The organism is Methanobrevibacter sp., assembly GCF_050872065.1.
Taxonomy (GTDB): domain Archaea; phylum Methanobacteriota; class Methanobacteria; order Methanobacteriales; family Methanobacteriaceae; genus Methanocatella.
Map to the genome: position 1 here is coordinate 1 of NZ_JBNMGD010000036.1, position 14976 is coordinate 14976.

General features: G+C 31.7%; 14 protein-coding genes and 7 tRNA genes. 6 read left to right on the forward strand and 15 right to left on the reverse strand.

Translation table 11 applies throughout. The features are described 5' to 3' along the window. Positions 1–233: 233 nt before the first annotated feature. Positions 234–1412, forward strand: coding sequence for an argininosuccinate synthase (locus tag ACR0P1_RS05890; RefSeq protein WP_432645482.1), 1179 nt, complete (start codon positions 234–236; stop codon positions 1410–1412). Between the two features lie 18 nt (positions 1413–1430). On the opposite strand, the gene ACR0P1_RS05895 is transcribed toward ACR0P1_RS05890, so the two are convergent. Next, entirely contained in the window at positions 1431–2177 is a 747-nt protein-coding gene (locus tag ACR0P1_RS05895; RefSeq protein WP_432645483.1) for a helicase C-terminal domain-containing protein, read from the reverse strand. A gap of 34 nt (positions 2178–2211) precedes the next feature. Further along, positions 2212–3081 (reverse strand): DEAD/DEAH box helicase family protein, encoded by an 870-nt coding sequence (locus ACR0P1_RS05900; protein WP_432645484.1) that lies wholly within the window; start codon positions 3079–3081, stop codon positions 2212–2214. A gap of 107 nt (positions 3082–3188) precedes the next feature. Between ACR0P1_RS05900 and ACR0P1_RS05905 the strand changes: the two genes are divergently transcribed. Further along, positions 3189–3914 (forward strand): NAD-dependent protein deacylase, encoded by a 726-nt coding sequence (locus ACR0P1_RS05905; RefSeq protein WP_432645485.1) that lies wholly within the window; start codon positions 3189–3191, stop codon positions 3912–3914. Here ACR0P1_RS05905 and sfsA read toward each other — a convergent pair. Continuing rightward, positions 3861–4577 (reverse strand): DNA/RNA nuclease SfsA, encoded by a 717-nt coding sequence (sfsA, locus tag ACR0P1_RS05910; protein ID WP_432645486.1) that lies wholly within the window; start codon positions 4575–4577, stop codon positions 3861–3863. The genes ACR0P1_RS05905 and sfsA overlap by 54 nt on opposite strands. After that, on the reverse strand, positions 4564–6105 hold the full coding sequence (locus ACR0P1_RS05915; protein ID WP_432645487.1) for an NAD(P)H-hydrate dehydratase: 1542 nt from the start codon (positions 6103–6105) through the stop codon (positions 4564–4566). Before ACR0P1_RS05915 ends, sfsA begins: the two co-directional genes overlap by 14 nt. A 75-nt stretch (positions 6106–6180) precedes the next feature. Between ACR0P1_RS05915 and ACR0P1_RS05920 the strand changes: the two genes are divergently transcribed. Further along, positions 6181–7314, forward strand: coding sequence for an NAD-binding protein (locus tag ACR0P1_RS05920; RefSeq protein WP_432645488.1), 1134 nt, complete (start codon positions 6181–6183; stop codon positions 7312–7314). 42 nt (positions 7315–7356) lie between these two features. Here ACR0P1_RS05920 and fhcD read toward each other — a convergent pair whose 3' ends face one another. Together fhcD and ACR0P1_RS05930 are read right to left on the reverse strand one after the other, a co-directional pair. Then, complete coding sequence (gene fhcD / locus ACR0P1_RS05925; protein WP_432645489.1) at positions 7357–8247, reverse strand: formylmethanofuran--tetrahydromethanopterin N-formyltransferase; 891 nt, start codon at positions 8245–8247, stop codon at positions 7357–7359. An 83-nt stretch (positions 8248–8330) separates the two neighbouring features. Then, entirely contained in the window at positions 8331–9392 is a 1062-nt protein-coding gene (locus ACR0P1_RS05930) for a UPF0104 family protein (protein WP_432645490.1), read from the reverse strand. Between the two features lie 69 nt (positions 9393–9461). Here ACR0P1_RS05930 and ACR0P1_RS05935 point away from each other — a divergent pair, with 69 nt between their 5' ends. Together ACR0P1_RS05935 and ACR0P1_RS05940 are read left to right on the forward strand one after the other, a co-directional pair. Beyond that, positions 9462–10895: a TrkH family potassium uptake protein gene (locus tag ACR0P1_RS05935; protein WP_432645491.1), complete on the forward strand. Its 1434-nt coding sequence runs from the start codon at positions 9462–9464 to the stop codon at positions 10893–10895. Between the two features lie 40 nt (positions 10896–10935). Continuing rightward, positions 10936–11595 carry a potassium channel family protein gene (locus ACR0P1_RS05940; protein WP_432645493.1) on the forward strand — a complete coding sequence of 220 codons (660 nt, stop codon included), beginning with the start codon at positions 10936–10938 and terminating at the stop codon, positions 11593–11595. Here ACR0P1_RS05940 and ACR0P1_RS05945 read toward each other — a convergent pair. The 9 genes from ACR0P1_RS05945 to ACR0P1_RS05985 form a co-directional block, all read right to left on the reverse strand. Beyond that, positions 11590–12201, reverse strand: a complete 612-nt coding sequence (locus ACR0P1_RS05945; RefSeq protein WP_432645494.1) for an MBL fold metallo-hydrolase — start codon at positions 12199–12201, stop codon at positions 11590–11592. The genes ACR0P1_RS05940 and ACR0P1_RS05945 overlap by 6 nt on opposite strands. A 59-nt stretch (positions 12202–12260) precedes the next feature. Next, positions 12261–12408: transfer RNA gene (locus ACR0P1_RS05950), tRNA-Trp, on the reverse strand. Positions 12409–12460: 52 nt separating this feature from the next. Beyond that, a complete protein-coding gene (gene hjc, locus ACR0P1_RS05955; RefSeq protein ID WP_432645495.1) occupies positions 12461–12871 on the reverse strand; it encodes a Holliday junction resolvase Hjc in 411 nt (136 codons plus the stop codon). A gap of 122 nt (positions 12872–12993) precedes the next feature. Then, positions 12994–13068: transfer RNA gene (locus tag ACR0P1_RS05960), tRNA-Glu, on the reverse strand. Positions 13069–13127: 59 nt separating this feature from the next. Continuing rightward, positions 13128–13203: transfer RNA gene (locus ACR0P1_RS05965), tRNA-His, on the reverse strand. Between the two features lie 31 nt (positions 13204–13234). Continuing rightward, positions 13235–13317 (reverse strand) — tRNA-Leu (locus tag ACR0P1_RS05970). 56 nt (positions 13318–13373) lie between these two features. Then, a tRNA-Glu gene (locus ACR0P1_RS05975) sits at positions 13374–13448 on the reverse strand. 27 nt (positions 13449–13475) lie between these two features. Continuing rightward, a tRNA-Ile gene (locus ACR0P1_RS05980) sits at positions 13476–13549 on the reverse strand. A gap of 5 nt (positions 13550–13554) precedes the next feature. Continuing rightward, positions 13555–13627: transfer RNA gene (locus ACR0P1_RS05985), tRNA-Asn, on the reverse strand. Between the two features lie 191 nt (positions 13628–13818). Here ACR0P1_RS05985 and ACR0P1_RS05990 point away from each other — a divergent pair. Further along, the gene (locus ACR0P1_RS05990) at positions 13819–14799 is read left to right on the forward strand and encodes a radical SAM protein (RefSeq protein WP_432645496.1); all 981 of its coding nucleotides are present in this window, start codon (positions 13819–13821) and stop codon (positions 14797–14799) included. Positions 14800–14976 lie beyond the last annotated feature (177 nt).

Sequence of the window (14976 nt, forward strand, 5' to 3'; positions counted from 1 at the left end):
TCAAAAAACAATGCCAAAATCAAGAAAACGAACATTCAAGACTAAACGAGGCGTTTTAAAACGAATCTATCGCAGGGATCTCATTTGGAATGACAATCGCAAAAAGGATTTTGAAAATCAACAAAGTTTTTGAAAGAGTCAAAAAACAATACCGTTTAAATTATAAATACTATTAAAAATATAATTATTAAATGAATACTTATTCTCATTACAAATTATAACGGTGATTAAATATGACTGAAAAAGTTGTCTTAGCATTCAGTGGAGGATTAGACACCTCTGTTTGTGTTAAATTATTAGAAGAAAAATACGATGTAGAAGTTATTACTGCATGTGTAGATGTTGGACAAGGCGAAGAAGAAATGGAAAGAGCAAAAACCATGGCTTCTAAAATTGGTGGATTAAAACATTATAACATTGATGCGAAAGATGAATTTGCTAATGAATACATCGCACGCGCAATTAAAGCAAATGCAGAATATGAAGGATATCCATTAAGTACTGCACTTGCAAGACCACTTATTGCTCAAAAAATTATCGATATAGCTGAAAAAGAAGGAGCAACTGCAATTGCACATGGATGTACTGGAAAAGGAAATGACCAATTCAGATTTGAAGCAGTAATCCTTGCAATGTCCGATTTAGATATTATTGCTCCTATCAGAGAACTAAACTTAACTAGAACTGAAGAACAAGAATATGCTGCATCTAAAGGAATTGAATTAAGTTCTGATAAACTTTACAGTATTGATGAAAACATCTGGGGAAGATCTATTGAAGGAGACATCCTAGAAGATCCTGCAAACGAACCTCCTGAAGAAATTTACGAATGGACTAAATCTTGGGAAGATTCAAACGATGAACCTGAAAAAGTAACCATTGAATTCGAAGAAGGTGTTCCAGTAGCAATCAACGGTGAAATGATGCCTTTAATCGATATCATTAGAAAAGCAAATGAACTTGCTGGAAACAATGGTATTGGAAGAGTAGACACTATTGAAAACAGAATGATTGGTCTTAAAAGTAGGGAAAACTACGAAGTTCCTGGAGCAAAATTGTTAATTGCAGCTCACCAAGCTTTAGAAGAATTAGTTTTAACTACTGATGAATTAAGATTTGCTGAATACATGTCCACACTTTATGCTGATTTAGTATACAGAGCTCTCTGGCAAGAACCATTAAGAGAAGACTTAGACCAAGCATTTGATAAAATGCAAGAAAGAGTAAGTGGAGAAGTTGTAATGAAACTCTTCAAAGGTTCCATCCAACCTTTAGTAAGAAAATCTCCATTCAGCTTACATAGTATTGAACAAATTACTTTTGAAGACAAAGAAACTGACCAAAGAGAAGTTGAAGGTATGATTAAATACCACGGTCTTCAAGCTGCAAATTATCAAAAATTAAACAGATAGCTTTAATGCTATCATACCTTATTTTTTTATAGCCTCAAGGAAATATTCATTGAAGAAATTTTTATTAAAATCAACTAATTTTTTAAAATCAACATCAAGAATATACATGGTGCAGTAATCATCAACATCCCTTATTCCACGACCATAAGCTTGCATTAATGCCATAACTGCTTGATAATAATACCAAGAAGAATCTAACTCCTTACGATACTTTACCTGTTCGTTTAACTGAGGATAAGGTATTTTAAAAATAATTTGGAATCTGCATAAATCTCCTTTAAAATCAACACCATCTTTAATAGAAGCACCAATTAAAATAATATTTTCATTACTCTCCTTAAACTCACGTAAAACTTGATTCCTATCAGATCCACCAACAAATCTTAAGTTACATTCTTTCAGATTTTCTATAATCCAATATGCTTGTTCATTGCTAGATGTGTGAATAACACCATTTTCGCCGTTGTGCTTGTCAATTAATTTTTTAATCTTTGATAGGGCTTTTTTATTTTTCCATTTTGGAACATTGCCCCTTTTTCCACTCATACTTCCTACAAATTCCCCATAAATTGGCCTTTTAGAAACATCAAAAGGGCTTTTTTCATAAATGTAATAAGTCTCATCAGGATTAATATCATTCCATTTGCAGAATTTATCCTTATCTCCTAAAGTACCTGTTAAAAAAATTCTAATATTTCCTAAATTAAGCAATTTTTGAGTGTCTTTAGATACTGAAAATGGCTTGAATTCAACAGAAATATCCATTTTGTTATCTATTATTTGATTATTATTTGGTAAATCAAATAATCAAATCATTAGATTGAAGTCCTGAGATAATAAGACTAAAGTTTTTCAAATCTCCTTCAATTATCTGTTTTTCAACATAATCAAAACTAGAAAATTTATTTGGGTCATTTTCAAATTCATCTAAAGTGACTTGTACAGTTTTTTTACCTTTACCTTCAATTTCATCAATTCTTTTTTTACAAATTTGCTTCAATTCATCACACAAATCAATCCAATATTGCGAATTAGTTTTAAGATTATAAAATGATTTAGAATTATCCATTATCGGAGCAAAGATATCTAAACCAAATTTTATTGAAATATATTCCCTATTTAACTCAAAAGAAGATAACAACAACATTTTACGTTCTAAATTATGAGCTTCATCTAAAATTAACAATTTTCTTGGATCCAATATTCCATTTTCAACACCAACATAATAAAAATAATCATAATTTGTAATTACATTCTTTGAATCAGTAGCTTTATTGAATGCCAATTTATAATCACAATCAACACATTTCCTTAAATTGTATTCTGATTTAATACAAAAGTCGCAATTTCCATTATAGTTACAAGGATAATTCCCCCTGCCTTTTATTTCAACAAGCATATCTGAAAAATCATCCAAATATTGCTCTTGAAGTTGTTTAGTCATTGTAAGAATATACGAATCATCATACATATTTGCAAGAGTTGTTGCAATCGCACTTTTACCTGTTCCAGTACCTGCTTCAAGAATAATATTTTTATAACCTTCACCGATTGCAAAATTAATTTTATTAATAAGCTTGACTTGACTGCTGCGAGGATTATATCCTTTTAAAGACCAATGAACCATCCAATCAAGATTTGAATTATTATTTTGAGTATGTTTATCCATATAATCCTCCAAGTTTAATAACAAGTTAATAATGATATTATATTAAATATCTTATTTAAAACTTTATTAAGAAAAAATTAATATTATTTTATGATGTAAATTAAATCATGTCTAAAATTAGCAAATTGCAAGAAATTATTGATTCCTCTGACAATATTGTATTTTTTGGAGGAGCAGGAGTATCAACAGAAAGTGGAATTCCGGATTTTAGATCGCAAAATGGAATTTATAAAAGCTTAAAAAAGTATGGAGACACTCCAGAAAATCTTGTTTCACATAGTTATTATTTAGAGCATACAGAAGAGTTTTTTAATTATTATAAAGACAATCTTGTTTTTAAAGATGCTAAACCTAATCCTGCACACATTGCACTGGCTAAATTAGAAAAAATCGGAAAATTAAAAGCTATAGTGACACAGAATATTGATGGACTTCACCAAAAAGCAGGGAGCAAAAATATTTTAGAACTCCATGGAAGCATTCATAGGAATTACTGTCAAATTTGCGGAAAAGAATATGAATTGAATCATATTTTAAAAAGTGATGGAATTCCTAAATGTGAATGTGGAGGCATCGTAAAACCTGATGTTGTTTTATATGAAGAACCACTGAATAATGCAGTTTTAAATTTTTCAATCGATTATATCTCACAAGCAGACACATTAATCATTGGAGGAACTTCACTTGTTGTTTATCCTGCTGCAGGACTCATAAATTATTTTAACGGGAAAAATCTTGTTTTAATTAATAAAAGTGAAACTCATTATGATAATCTATCATCACTTGTCATTAACGATGCTATCGGAGAGATTTTCTCCCAAATCAAAATCTAAAGCTTCTGGAATCAAGGTTATTGCATCTAGTTGATTATCACACTTATAGACAAGAATTTCAACACCAGCATCATATGCCTCATTTAATGTTCTGGAAAATACTGGATCATTTTCCCAGTTTGGCCTAAAGAATTTTCCGGCTGGATGTTGCACTAGGAAAAATACCACACTTCGATTTCCTTCCTTTTTAAGTTTTATCAATTCATTTAAGTGTTTTGAACCTCTTTCAGTTGGTGCATCCGGAAATCTAGCTTCACCATCAACAATTAATGTTACTCCTTTTACTTCAACATAACATTCATCAGTTCCATCTGAAAGATATATATCTATTCTTGAATTATCAACAGTTTTTTCTCTTTGATGAATAGAATAACCTGTGAGCTCTTCTATTTTACCATCAAGAATGGCATCATACACAATACTGTTTGCTTGTTGGGAGTAAATTGATACCAATACATTTTTGTTTTCTACAAAGTGAAGTGAAAATTTAGTTTTTCTTTTTGGATTATCAGATGGTTTAAGCCAAACTACAGCACCATCAACTAAGAGTTCCTTACATCTACCAGTATTCGGCACATGAGCAATTTCCAAATTACCATCCACTTCCACTTCCGCTATGAATCTATTTGGACGATTCTTAAAAATTCCTTTAACATAATCCATCTTTAATCACATTACCAATGAAAGATACTAAATCAGTAGCTGAAAACCCATTTCCCTTCTCTTCAAATGCTCTATCTCCTGCAAGACCATTAATAAAGACAGCTAGTGCTGCACTGTCAAAAGCACTCAAATCTTGAGCAAATAAACTACCTGCAATGCCTGAAAGTGCATCGCCAGTTCCTCCTACAGTCATTCCAGGATTACCAGTTTTGTTAATCTTGAATTTATTTCCAGATAAAATTAAATCATATTGACCTTTAACGATGACAGATCCTTTAATTTGACGAGTAATTTTCTGGAATTCAGTGATATTTTCATCGACTTTCTTAAAATCATATGTATCAATATCCAATTTTAAATCGTTATTAACCTTAAAAAAGGATTTAAATTCGAAAATATGGGGAGTTAATATGATATCTTCACGATTTTTAATTAAAGATAAATCAACTTGTTTTAAAGCATCAGCATCTAAGACTATTGGTTTTTTAATTTTTACAACAAGCAAATTAAATAGTTTTGAAGTATCCTCAGATATTCCTGCTCCTGGCCCCAATACCACTGAATCAACATTCTCTGATAATTCAATTATATCACTAGCATTATCCAATGAGAGTTCATCCCCTTCAAGAGATTTAACAATCAAATCAGGAGATGTTGCTTTAATAGCTTCACCGGCTTTCTCAGGTGCAGCAACATAAACTAAGTCAGCACCCACTCCAATTGCAGCCATTCCAGCAATTGCAGGAGCACCAGAATAATCAAAAGAACCTCCAACAATGAGTAAACGACCATTATTTCCCTTATGAGAATTATAATCCCTATTATTAAACCTTAAAAAATCACCATAATTGACAAAGTATTCTGCTTCAAATGGAATTCCAATATCTGCTGTTACAAGACCCCCAACAACATCTTCATCAGCATTTCTTACCCCTGTTTTAATTTTATGAAAACTAATTGTATAATCTGGAATAACTGCCAAATCATCCGCTTCACCAGTTAAAGGATCCAATCCTGAAGGAACATCAACACTTATCTTAACTCCACTGGATTCATTAATTACTTCAATGGCTCTTTTAATATTGGTTTGTAATTTTCCTTCAATTCCAGTACCTAAAATACAATCAAGAATTATAAAATCATCATCTACACTTTTAGCAACTTCACAATTATTAATATCTTCCAAAGTTTTTAAATTAAAGATATTCAATCTAGATAAACGGGGTTTCATATTTTTTAATATTTCAAGATTAACCTTAGCATCTTTAGAGTGAATATTATCCTTTAACATGTAGATATCAACATCATACCCTCTGTTTAGCAAATATCTTGTTGCAACAAAACCATCCCCACCATTTCCACCAGAACCTGTGAAAATAACAACTTTAACTGGTTTAGAAAATGTATAGACTGCAATTTTACCTACTTCTTCTGCTAATGACTTGCCCGCAGATTCCATTAGGCATAATCTAGATAAACCCAAATATTCACAATTATAATCAGTAACCATCATATCAATTGGATCCAAAAAATCACCTTTAAATTAAAATATAACTATTTAATATAGATATAATTATCTTAAATATTTTATGGAAACAAATTTATGAGAAAAATAACAATTAGAATTTTAACAAAATTACCTACAAGATATGTGACAACAGGACTCATATTAATTATTGGATTGTTTATTTATGGAATTGTGGGTTCCTATTTTATAATGAACCTAAATCTTCTTGATTCAATTTATTATTCAATTATTACAATGGCGACCGTGGGTTACGGAGATTATACTCCTCATACTGGGATTCAAAAGATTTTTGCAACAACATTAGCTCTTTCAGGTGTTGCATTACTTGCTTATGTATTTAATGTCATGTTAACAAGTTTCCAAGAAAAAATGAGTGCGTATTCAAAAGGAGCTAGGAAAATGAAAAAAATAAGTGACTTAGAAGATTATTATATCATCTGTGGATTTGGTAGAGTCGGAAAAGTAGTATTTGACGAATTAACAAAAAGAAATCAAAATATAATTGTAATTGATAAAGATGAAGAAGTCTTCGAAAATATTGAAGAAACAGATTCAGTAGTTACAATTCATAGAGATGCAATTGAAGATAATTTAATAGCAAAATTAGCAGGAAAAAAATGCAATAGTGTAATTGTAAGTACTGGTGACGATGTAAACAATTTATTTATTGTATTGACAATCCGTGAAAGTAATTCAGATGCTTGGATTATCACAAGAGCAAGTAGAATAGAAAATATCAGCCGCCTTAAAAAAGCAGGAGCAAATAAAGTTGTATGTCCTGAAATAATTGGTGGACAAGACATGTTTTTCGAATCTACAAAACCTCATCTCCTAAGAATAACAGTGAAACATACTCCAAATGAATTATATGATGAATTCAAAATTATCAACAAATATGGTTGCAGTTTGGAAAATATTGATTACCACATCCCTGGCGTTGAAACACCTCTTACACGAGATATAGGAGTAACAAAACTTGCCGATGGCAAGTGCTATCAAAACTATTTAGAAACACATGATGACCAAAAACAAGCACTAAAAAATTTATATAAAGCCACACATAATATCCATTCACATTTAATTTTAGGGCCTGATAAAAAAACCTTTGAAAAATTAATTACTGATTTAAAGGAAATAGAAGAAATAATTGGGATAAATCTAACAAATGAAGAGATAGCTAAAATAACTGGAAAAGAAGATTTAGATTAAATAAGTAAATTCAAATAAAAAAAGAAAAGAGAATTAAATTCTCTAGAATAACTCTTGTAAGTTCATAATGTAAGCGCCTAATTTACCGTCAAAGTTACCTGCACTGATTTCAAGTACGTCATCAACTGAACAAGCTGCTTCAATACCTGCTTTCATAGCTGCTTTAACGGATTCTTCGTCTACACCATCAATAACAATTTCAAATACTCCATCAGCATCGTCTCTAATATCAGAGTCTACTTCACCTTTTAATGTTACACACATTTTTTCGTTAGTAGATGCATTTAAGAATTTTGCGTATTTGTTAGATCCTACTTTAGAACCAGATGCAACCATACCACCAGGGAATGGAGTGATTACACCTTCAACTTTAGAAATAGCTTCAACAGCTGCTTGTGCTGCTTTTACACCAGTCATTTGGTCTTTTGCTAAAATGAAGAAGTTTCCTCCAGCCACACCATCTTTGTATCCAAATTCAGATTCAACTAAGAAATCACCAGACATGATAGGGATAGAATGGATTTTTCTTCCGTCAATTTCACATTCTTTTTCAAATCCGTCACCGAAGAATTTTAATTTGTTACCAGTTTTTAAGGTAGTTTCTGATTCAAGACAGTTAAATGCTGCTGCAGTAGGAGCAGTTAAAATACACATTCCAATTCTTTCCATTAATTCGTGATCAAGTGCTTTTTTACCACCTTGACAGATCATGATGACATAACCTGGTCTTCCATCAGGAGTGTTTTCTGCTGGTACAAAGCAATCAATACCTGCTTCTGCAGGACATCCAATAACAGAAGTTCCGTAACCGGTTGCTTCAGTTGCTGCGATTTTTGCTAATTCTTCAGTTGCTGCAGTAACTAAAATTCTAGTTACTTTAATTCCGAAACCTTCTGCGTAAGTATCTTTAATTTCTACACCATTAATTTCCATGATTTCACCAAAATTAATATACAAAAAATAAATTTTTTGCTATACTAAATATTTAGTGTATAAATTAAAATAAAGTTTTCTATTTAATCATCCATTTCATTTTCAAACGTATCTTCAATTTCATCATTTGATGAACTAAATGAAATTTTATCCAAAATTGAAGATCCATAATGAGGTAAGATAAGCATTCCTAAAATTGTAGCCATCCAAAATGAAATTAATCTCTCTATAACAGTCGCAGCAGCACTTACTGAAGCAGATATTCCTGCAACAGAATAGAATACAACCATAATTCCATCAACAGCACCAAGGCCCCCTGGAAGAAGCGGTATCATACCAACTAATGAAGCAATGATAAATACCTCACCGATAACAACTGGACTAATATTTGCTCCAAAAGCTAAAAATACTATATAAACTCTTATGATTTCAAAAATCCAAATAATAAATGATAATGGCAATGCATAATACATGACTTTTTTACTAGAAATTAGAGTTTTCATTGTATTCTGGAAATCATCTATAACAGAATGGATTTTATTTTCAAACTCCTCAGAATTTTTCTTATAAAATCTTCTAACTAACCTAATTATCCACCCATCAACACGTTTTCCAAATTTAGGATTGACAGACATGTAAATAATCAGGATTAAAACAGCAATAATAACTATTACTGATAGAATCATTAAAACAAGCAACCATAGATCAAAGTTGAAGTAAAAAGTCATACCAATAATTGTTATTACTGCCAACACTATAAATGGAAATGTATCTAAAGCCCTATCAGCAACAACAGTAGCGAAAGTTTCTCGCATTGGATAATTTTCTTCCTTTGATAGAATATATGCCCTAACAGGTTCTCCCCCACCACGTCCGGAAGGTGTTATGTTATTTACTGCAAGACCTACCAAAACCATTGGAATTAATTTTTTAAGGCTTGTATTAATATCAGCTAAATTATTAAGTATTTGCCAACGCAAAGCATATAACACATATGTAACTACCTGCACACCAATAGCTAACGCTATCAATTCCAATTTGGCAACTTTAAGATCGGCAATGACCTCATCTATTCCCACTAGCCATAACATGACAAATAATATAAAAACACTAATTCCAAGAAAAAATACTGATTTTTTATCCATAATTACTATTAAGTTATATTTTCTAATACTTATAAATTTATATAGAAATTTATTCAAAATAATACATTAATGAGATATATAACAAAGACTGACTTATTAATTATTGGACTAAATTCAGGATATTTATTAATTGGAATTGGAGTAATGTGTTTGATTCCATTACTATTTGATTTAATATATTTTGAATTTGATTTAACTAGTTTTATTTTACCTGCAGCAATATCAATAGGTCTTGGCGTCTTTTTAATGAAATATCTCAAAAAATATTCAAAAAAGAATCTTCGACTTAAACATGGTATGATCATTTCATCTATCGGTTGGTTATGGGCTGCTCTTATTGGAGGACTAGTTTTTATGCTTGCAACAAACCTCTCTCCACTAGACGCAATTTTTGAAAGTATGTCTGCTCTGACTGGTACTGGAATAACCATGTATACTGACTTAGAGATACTGCCCCACAGTGTGTTATTTTTTAGAGCTTTTGAACAATGGATTGGAGGTTTAGGGGTTGTAGTTATGGTCATTAGTATTTTAACAAAACCTGGTGCAGTAACCTCAACTTTATATCACTCAGAAGCACATGAAGAACGTGTAAAACCAAGTACAAAAACAACACTTGAAAAAACAATAAAAATCTACATAATTTACACAATTACAGGAATTATATTGTATATATTAGCAGGAATGCCGATTTTTGATTCATTATGTAATACATTTTGTATCATTTCAACTGGGGGTATGAACATTAAAAATGCTAATATGGGATATTATAATAATGACTTGATTTATTTCATAACCATTATTTTAATGATACTTGGTGCTACAAGCTTTTTAGTTCATTATAAAGTCATAAAAACAAAAGGAAAATCTCTATTAGAAGATTTACAATTTAAAATAATTATCTGTGTAATTGCGATTGTGACATTACTACTTTATTATATGTCAAATATTGTTCCAATGGAATTATTGTTTACAGTAGTATCAGCAATTACAACAACAGGAGCGAATATTCCATCATCTTTAACAATGGCAGGTTGGCCATCCTTCGTATTAATCTGCTTAATTTGTCTAATGTTATCTGGAGGATCTAATGGATCCACAGTAGGGGCTATTAAACTTATTAGAATAATTACATTTTTCAAAGGAGTCTATAAACATATACGCGAAATCCTATCACCAACAGGCAGAATTGTTCCAATAAAATTACAAGATAAACAATTGCCTGAAAGTGTAGTGGCACAATCCGGAAATTACATTACATTATATTTAATGTTTATACTAGTTACATGGGCACTATTCTGTCTATTTGGATATGATCCATTTAAAAGTTTATTTGCAATAGTGTCACTTCAAGGTAGTAATGGTTTAGACCTTGGAATTATGACCCCCCAAATAAACCCTATCTTAAAAATAGTAAGTATTTTTAATATGTGGATTGGAAGATTAGAAATCTATCCAGTTTTAATCACAATAAGGACTGTTTTTGAAATTTTTAAAAGATAAACTTTATAATACTTAAAAATAAATATTAAAGGTGATTATAATGGATTATGTAGTAATTATGGGAGGGGGTCGTGTAGGACTCGCCCTTGCAAATTTATTAATTAATGAAGGATATGACATTACACTAATTGAAAGTAATACTAAATTATGTGCTGATGTTGCATCAGAACTCGATGCACTAGTTATTTGTGGAAATGGAACTAATTCTAAAATACTTGAAGAAGTAAATATCGAAGATGCAAAGTATTTCATTGCAACAACTGGAAATGATGAAGCAAACTTACTTTCATGTATCCTCGTTAGAAAATATAATGTTGAACATATTATTGCTCGTGTAAGTAATCCTGACCACGAGGAAGCATTTAAAGAAGTTGGAATAGAACAAGTAATCAGTCCAGAAAGAGCAGCTGCATCATATTTACAAAAAATTGTTACCCGACCAAACACGGCAGAATTAATGACTATTGGTCAAGGGGATGGGGAAATTTTAGATATGACCATAACTAATGATAAAATTATTGGTAAAAAATTTGAAGATATATCCCCAACAAAAGATTTCATGATTATAGCTACTTATCAAAACGGAACATTAATTATCCCACAACCAGACAATGTCATTAGTCGTGGAGAAAAAGTTTCAGTCCTTGTTAAAAGAGGATCATTTAGCAAAGTATCTAAAAAATTAGAAAATAAATCATAAATATGAGTAAGATAATTTAATATGATCTTTTCCATTATCCTCAACAATAGGCCCATGGCCAGGAAAAATTCTTTTGACATTCAATGTCATTAATTTTTCAACACTTTTTTTCATATCTTCATAATTTCCTCCAATATCCATTCTACCAACACCCCCACCGGCAAAAATAGTATCACCACAAATTAAATTTTCACCATCCCAAAGAGAAATTCCTCCACTTGTATGTCCAGGAGTATGGATTACTTCAAAATCTGCTATTTTATCGCCTTCTTCTAGCTCGATATCAACATGAGAATTATTGATATTATCAAAACCAAAAGCAGTGCCCGCAGTACCTAATGTGTCTTCATTTCTGATTGGAATTGCATCTAATTTGTGAACAGCTATTTTAGCATTTGGAAAAAGATGATTACCCCCAATATGGTCAAAATGACAATGAGTATTAACAATTAATTCAATATCTTCCGGTTCAACACCATTTTCATGTAATTTAGAAAATAAATAATCCTTGTTTTCGCCGGCACCAGTATCAACTAAAATTTTGTTATCAATTAAATAACAATTTGAATCATAATTATATCCTGAAATAAAAACAATATGTGACATGAAAAATAATATTAAAAATCTAATAATTAAAATTTTTGAAAAATAGTTTTTGTATAAAATGGGGTCACAGGGATTTGAACCCCGATCCTGGGATTTCTCTTGCCTCAGTACTCCAATTGTTCATCACAACAAGTACTGTTCAGTTACGCGTATATTTCTTCAAAGACAACTGGAGTCCCAGATGATGCCAGGTTACACCATAACCCCACACATAACATACAATAATAGATTTATTTTAATAATATATAAAGATTACCATTCATTCGAATTTCATTTGTCTATCAATACCAGTTATTTCATCAATTTCTAAACCTTTTTCCAGAGCATACTCCTTTTTGACACGATAATTACCTTTACTGGTACGAGGAGTTTTATCTGGCTCTAAAAAAAGCCATTTAGTGTATTTAAATCTAACACCAATATACGGTTTAGCACCAAAAATATCCGAGAATTCACATAATTCATCAATTTGAATAGAATCAATATATATTTTGTCTTTTGTAGTTGTTTTAACTTCAATAGCCAAATATAACTTACCATTTCCCGCAACAACATCAGGTAATGATTTTTTAGTAGCACCCCCAGATGCAGGAGCCCTCATAGCTGCAAAACCACGTTCCCAAAGTTTATGCACCAACTCCCTTTCTTCAGCAGATCCTTTTTTAGCCATAACAACACTCAACAATAGAAATAATTCATTTATAATATTAGTTTATTTTGCATAATATATAATAAAAATGCTAGAGCATCTGAAAACTAATCATGAAAAAATCAGGAAAAATATATTTAAAATGCTCCGGCCGGGATTCGAACCCGAGTCTTCGGCTCGAAAGGCCGAAATGATTGGCCGGACTACACCACCGGAGCATATGAACACTAATAAAGTACAATTTACATTAAATAATCATAAAAATAGATTTTATAAATGGGGCCGGAGCCGAGATTCGAACCCGAGTCCCGGGATCCACAGTCCCGGAGGATGACCACCTACCCTACCCCGGCAAATGAAACAAATTAAAAAAATTGTAAAGAATGCGGGAGCAGGGATTTGAACCCTGGTAGACCTGCGTCAACAGGTCCTAAGCCTGTCCCCTTTGGCCTCTCGGGCACCCCCGCTTATGAAAACAAAGGATACATAGAAACCATAAAAAATCTTAACAAATTTTTAAAAATGCTCCGGCCGGGATTCGAACCCGAGTCTTCGGCTCGAAAGGCCGAAATGATTGGCCGGACTACACCACCGGAGCATATGAATCTAAACTGTTTAATCAACATGGGCCCAATGGGGTTCGAACCCATGGCCTTCCGGTTATGAGCCGGACGCTCTACCTGGCTAAGCTATGGGCCCAAAAGCGCCATCGACAGGGCTCGAACCTGTGACCAATCGGTTAACAGCCGAACGCTCTACCTACTGAGCTACGATGGCATATGACACCCATCTCACTTAACCAAATACAACCCATGTTTAAAAATCAAAAGACTTTAAACAGTAATAATTACTTTGTAACATGTACTATATAAACCTTTCGGTTTTTTGTACCCTAAACCAATAAAATCAGTTCTATTAATTAATTTTAACTAACTAATATATAAAGTTTAAGGATATATATTACATACATGAATTCTAACATATTCGATCTAATAAAAAAAGCCAATGATATTACATTAAAAAAACACGGGGATTTAATCACATTAGAAAGAGCAGTATTCTTGTCATGGTGGTGTGACAAGGGAGATTGTGCCTTCTGTTACATGTCAACACAAAAAGATAAAATTAAAGATCCAACCAAAGCAAGACGAAACATAAACAACATCTATGCTGAGGCAGAAATGTGCAAACGTCTCGATTGGAACATCGAATTCTTATCTGGAGGATATGAATCATTCAAAACACAGGAAATTAAGGAAATAGCTACAACAATCAAAAATATAACTGGTGATGGAGTCTGGTTGAATACTGGAATAACAGATGAATTGGACGAATATGGATCTGAAATAAAAGGAATTACTGGAGCTGTTGAAGTAGCAAATCCAAAAATCCATGAAAAGGTATGCCCCTCAAAAAAATTAGATGATATAAGTAATATGTTAGATGTTGCAAAAGGTTTAGGATTTAAAAATGCAATTACAATAATATTGGGTCTTGGCGAGACATTATCCGATGTAGATTACATTATTGATTATATCAGGGATCATAAAATTGATAGAGTAATATTTTACTCTCTAAATCCTCACAAAGAAACCATATATTCTAATTCATCACAACCCGCTTCTCTTTATTATGTACAAGTAGTGGCTAGAGTCAGGTTAGAATTCCCAGAAATCGAAATAATCTGCGGAACATGGATAGATAATCTTGCAAACATAGGAATACTGATACTAAGTGGTGCAAATGGAATTACTAAATTCCCACTATTTAAGATGTTTGGAACAAAATACGGAAAAAGAGTTGAAGAAGAAGTAAAATGGACAGGTAGACAATTAAAAGGAACATTTACTGATAAAACTCAATTAGGTTCTCAAAAAAGTGAAGTTTCACCAGAACTCGATAAATTTATTAAAAGATACATAAAAGAATCTCTTAAAAATAAATATTAAACTAAAACATAAAACCATGAATTAAAATAAATGCTATGACTCTTTCAAAAACTTTGTTGATTTTCAAAATCCTTTTTGCGATTGTCATTCCAAATGAGATCCCTGCGATAGATTCGTTTTAAAACGCCTCGTTTAGTCTTGAATGTTCGTTTTCTTGATTTTGGCATTGTTTTTTGA

What these genes read in the sequence shown, in the direction of transcription:
- ACR0P1_RS05900 (WP_432645484.1), bottom strand. Translation starts at nt 3,081, where the DNA reads ATGGATAAACATACTCAAAATAATAATTCAAATCTTGATTGGATGGTT.
- ACR0P1_RS05990 (WP_432645496.1), top strand. Translation starts at nt 13,819, where the DNA reads ATGAATTCTAACATATTCGATCTAATAAAAAAAGCCAATGATATTACA.
- ACR0P1_RS05930 (WP_432645490.1), bottom strand. Translation starts at nt 9,392, where the DNA reads ATGGATAAAAAATCAGTATTTTTTCTTGGAATTAGTGTTTTTATATTA.
- fhcD (WP_432645489.1), bottom strand. Translation starts at nt 8,247, where the DNA reads ATGGAAATTAATGGTGTAGAAATTAAAGATACTTACGCAGAAGGTTTC.
- ACR0P1_RS05920 (WP_432645488.1), top strand. Translation starts at nt 6,181, where the DNA reads ATGAGAAAAATAACAATTAGAATTTTAACAAAATTACCTACAAGATAT.
- ACR0P1_RS05945 (WP_432645494.1), bottom strand. Translation starts at nt 12,201, where the DNA reads ATGTCACATATTGTTTTTATTTCAGGATATAATTATGATTCAAATTGT.
- ACR0P1_RS05940 (WP_432645493.1), top strand. Translation starts at nt 10,936, where the DNA reads ATGGATTATGTAGTAATTATGGGAGGGGGTCGTGTAGGACTCGCCCTT.
- ACR0P1_RS05935 (WP_432645491.1), top strand. Translation starts at nt 9,462, where the DNA reads ATGAGATATATAACAAAGACTGACTTATTAATTATTGGACTAAATTCA.
- ACR0P1_RS05890 (WP_432645482.1), top strand. Translation starts at nt 234, where the DNA reads ATGACTGAAAAAGTTGTCTTAGCATTCAGTGGAGGATTAGACACCTCT.
- ACR0P1_RS05895 (WP_432645483.1), bottom strand. Translation starts at nt 2,177, where the DNA reads ATGGATATTTCTGTTGAATTCAAGCCATTTTCAGTATCTAAAGACACT.
- ACR0P1_RS05905 (WP_432645485.1), top strand. Translation starts at nt 3,189, where the DNA reads ATGTCTAAAATTAGCAAATTGCAAGAAATTATTGATTCCTCTGACAAT.
- hjc (WP_432645495.1), bottom strand. Translation starts at nt 12,871, where the DNA reads ATGGCTAAAAAAGGATCTGCTGAAGAAAGGGAGTTGGTGCATAAACTT.
- sfsA (WP_432645486.1), bottom strand. Translation starts at nt 4,577, where the DNA reads ATGGATTATGTTAAAGGAATTTTTAAGAATCGTCCAAATAGATTCATA.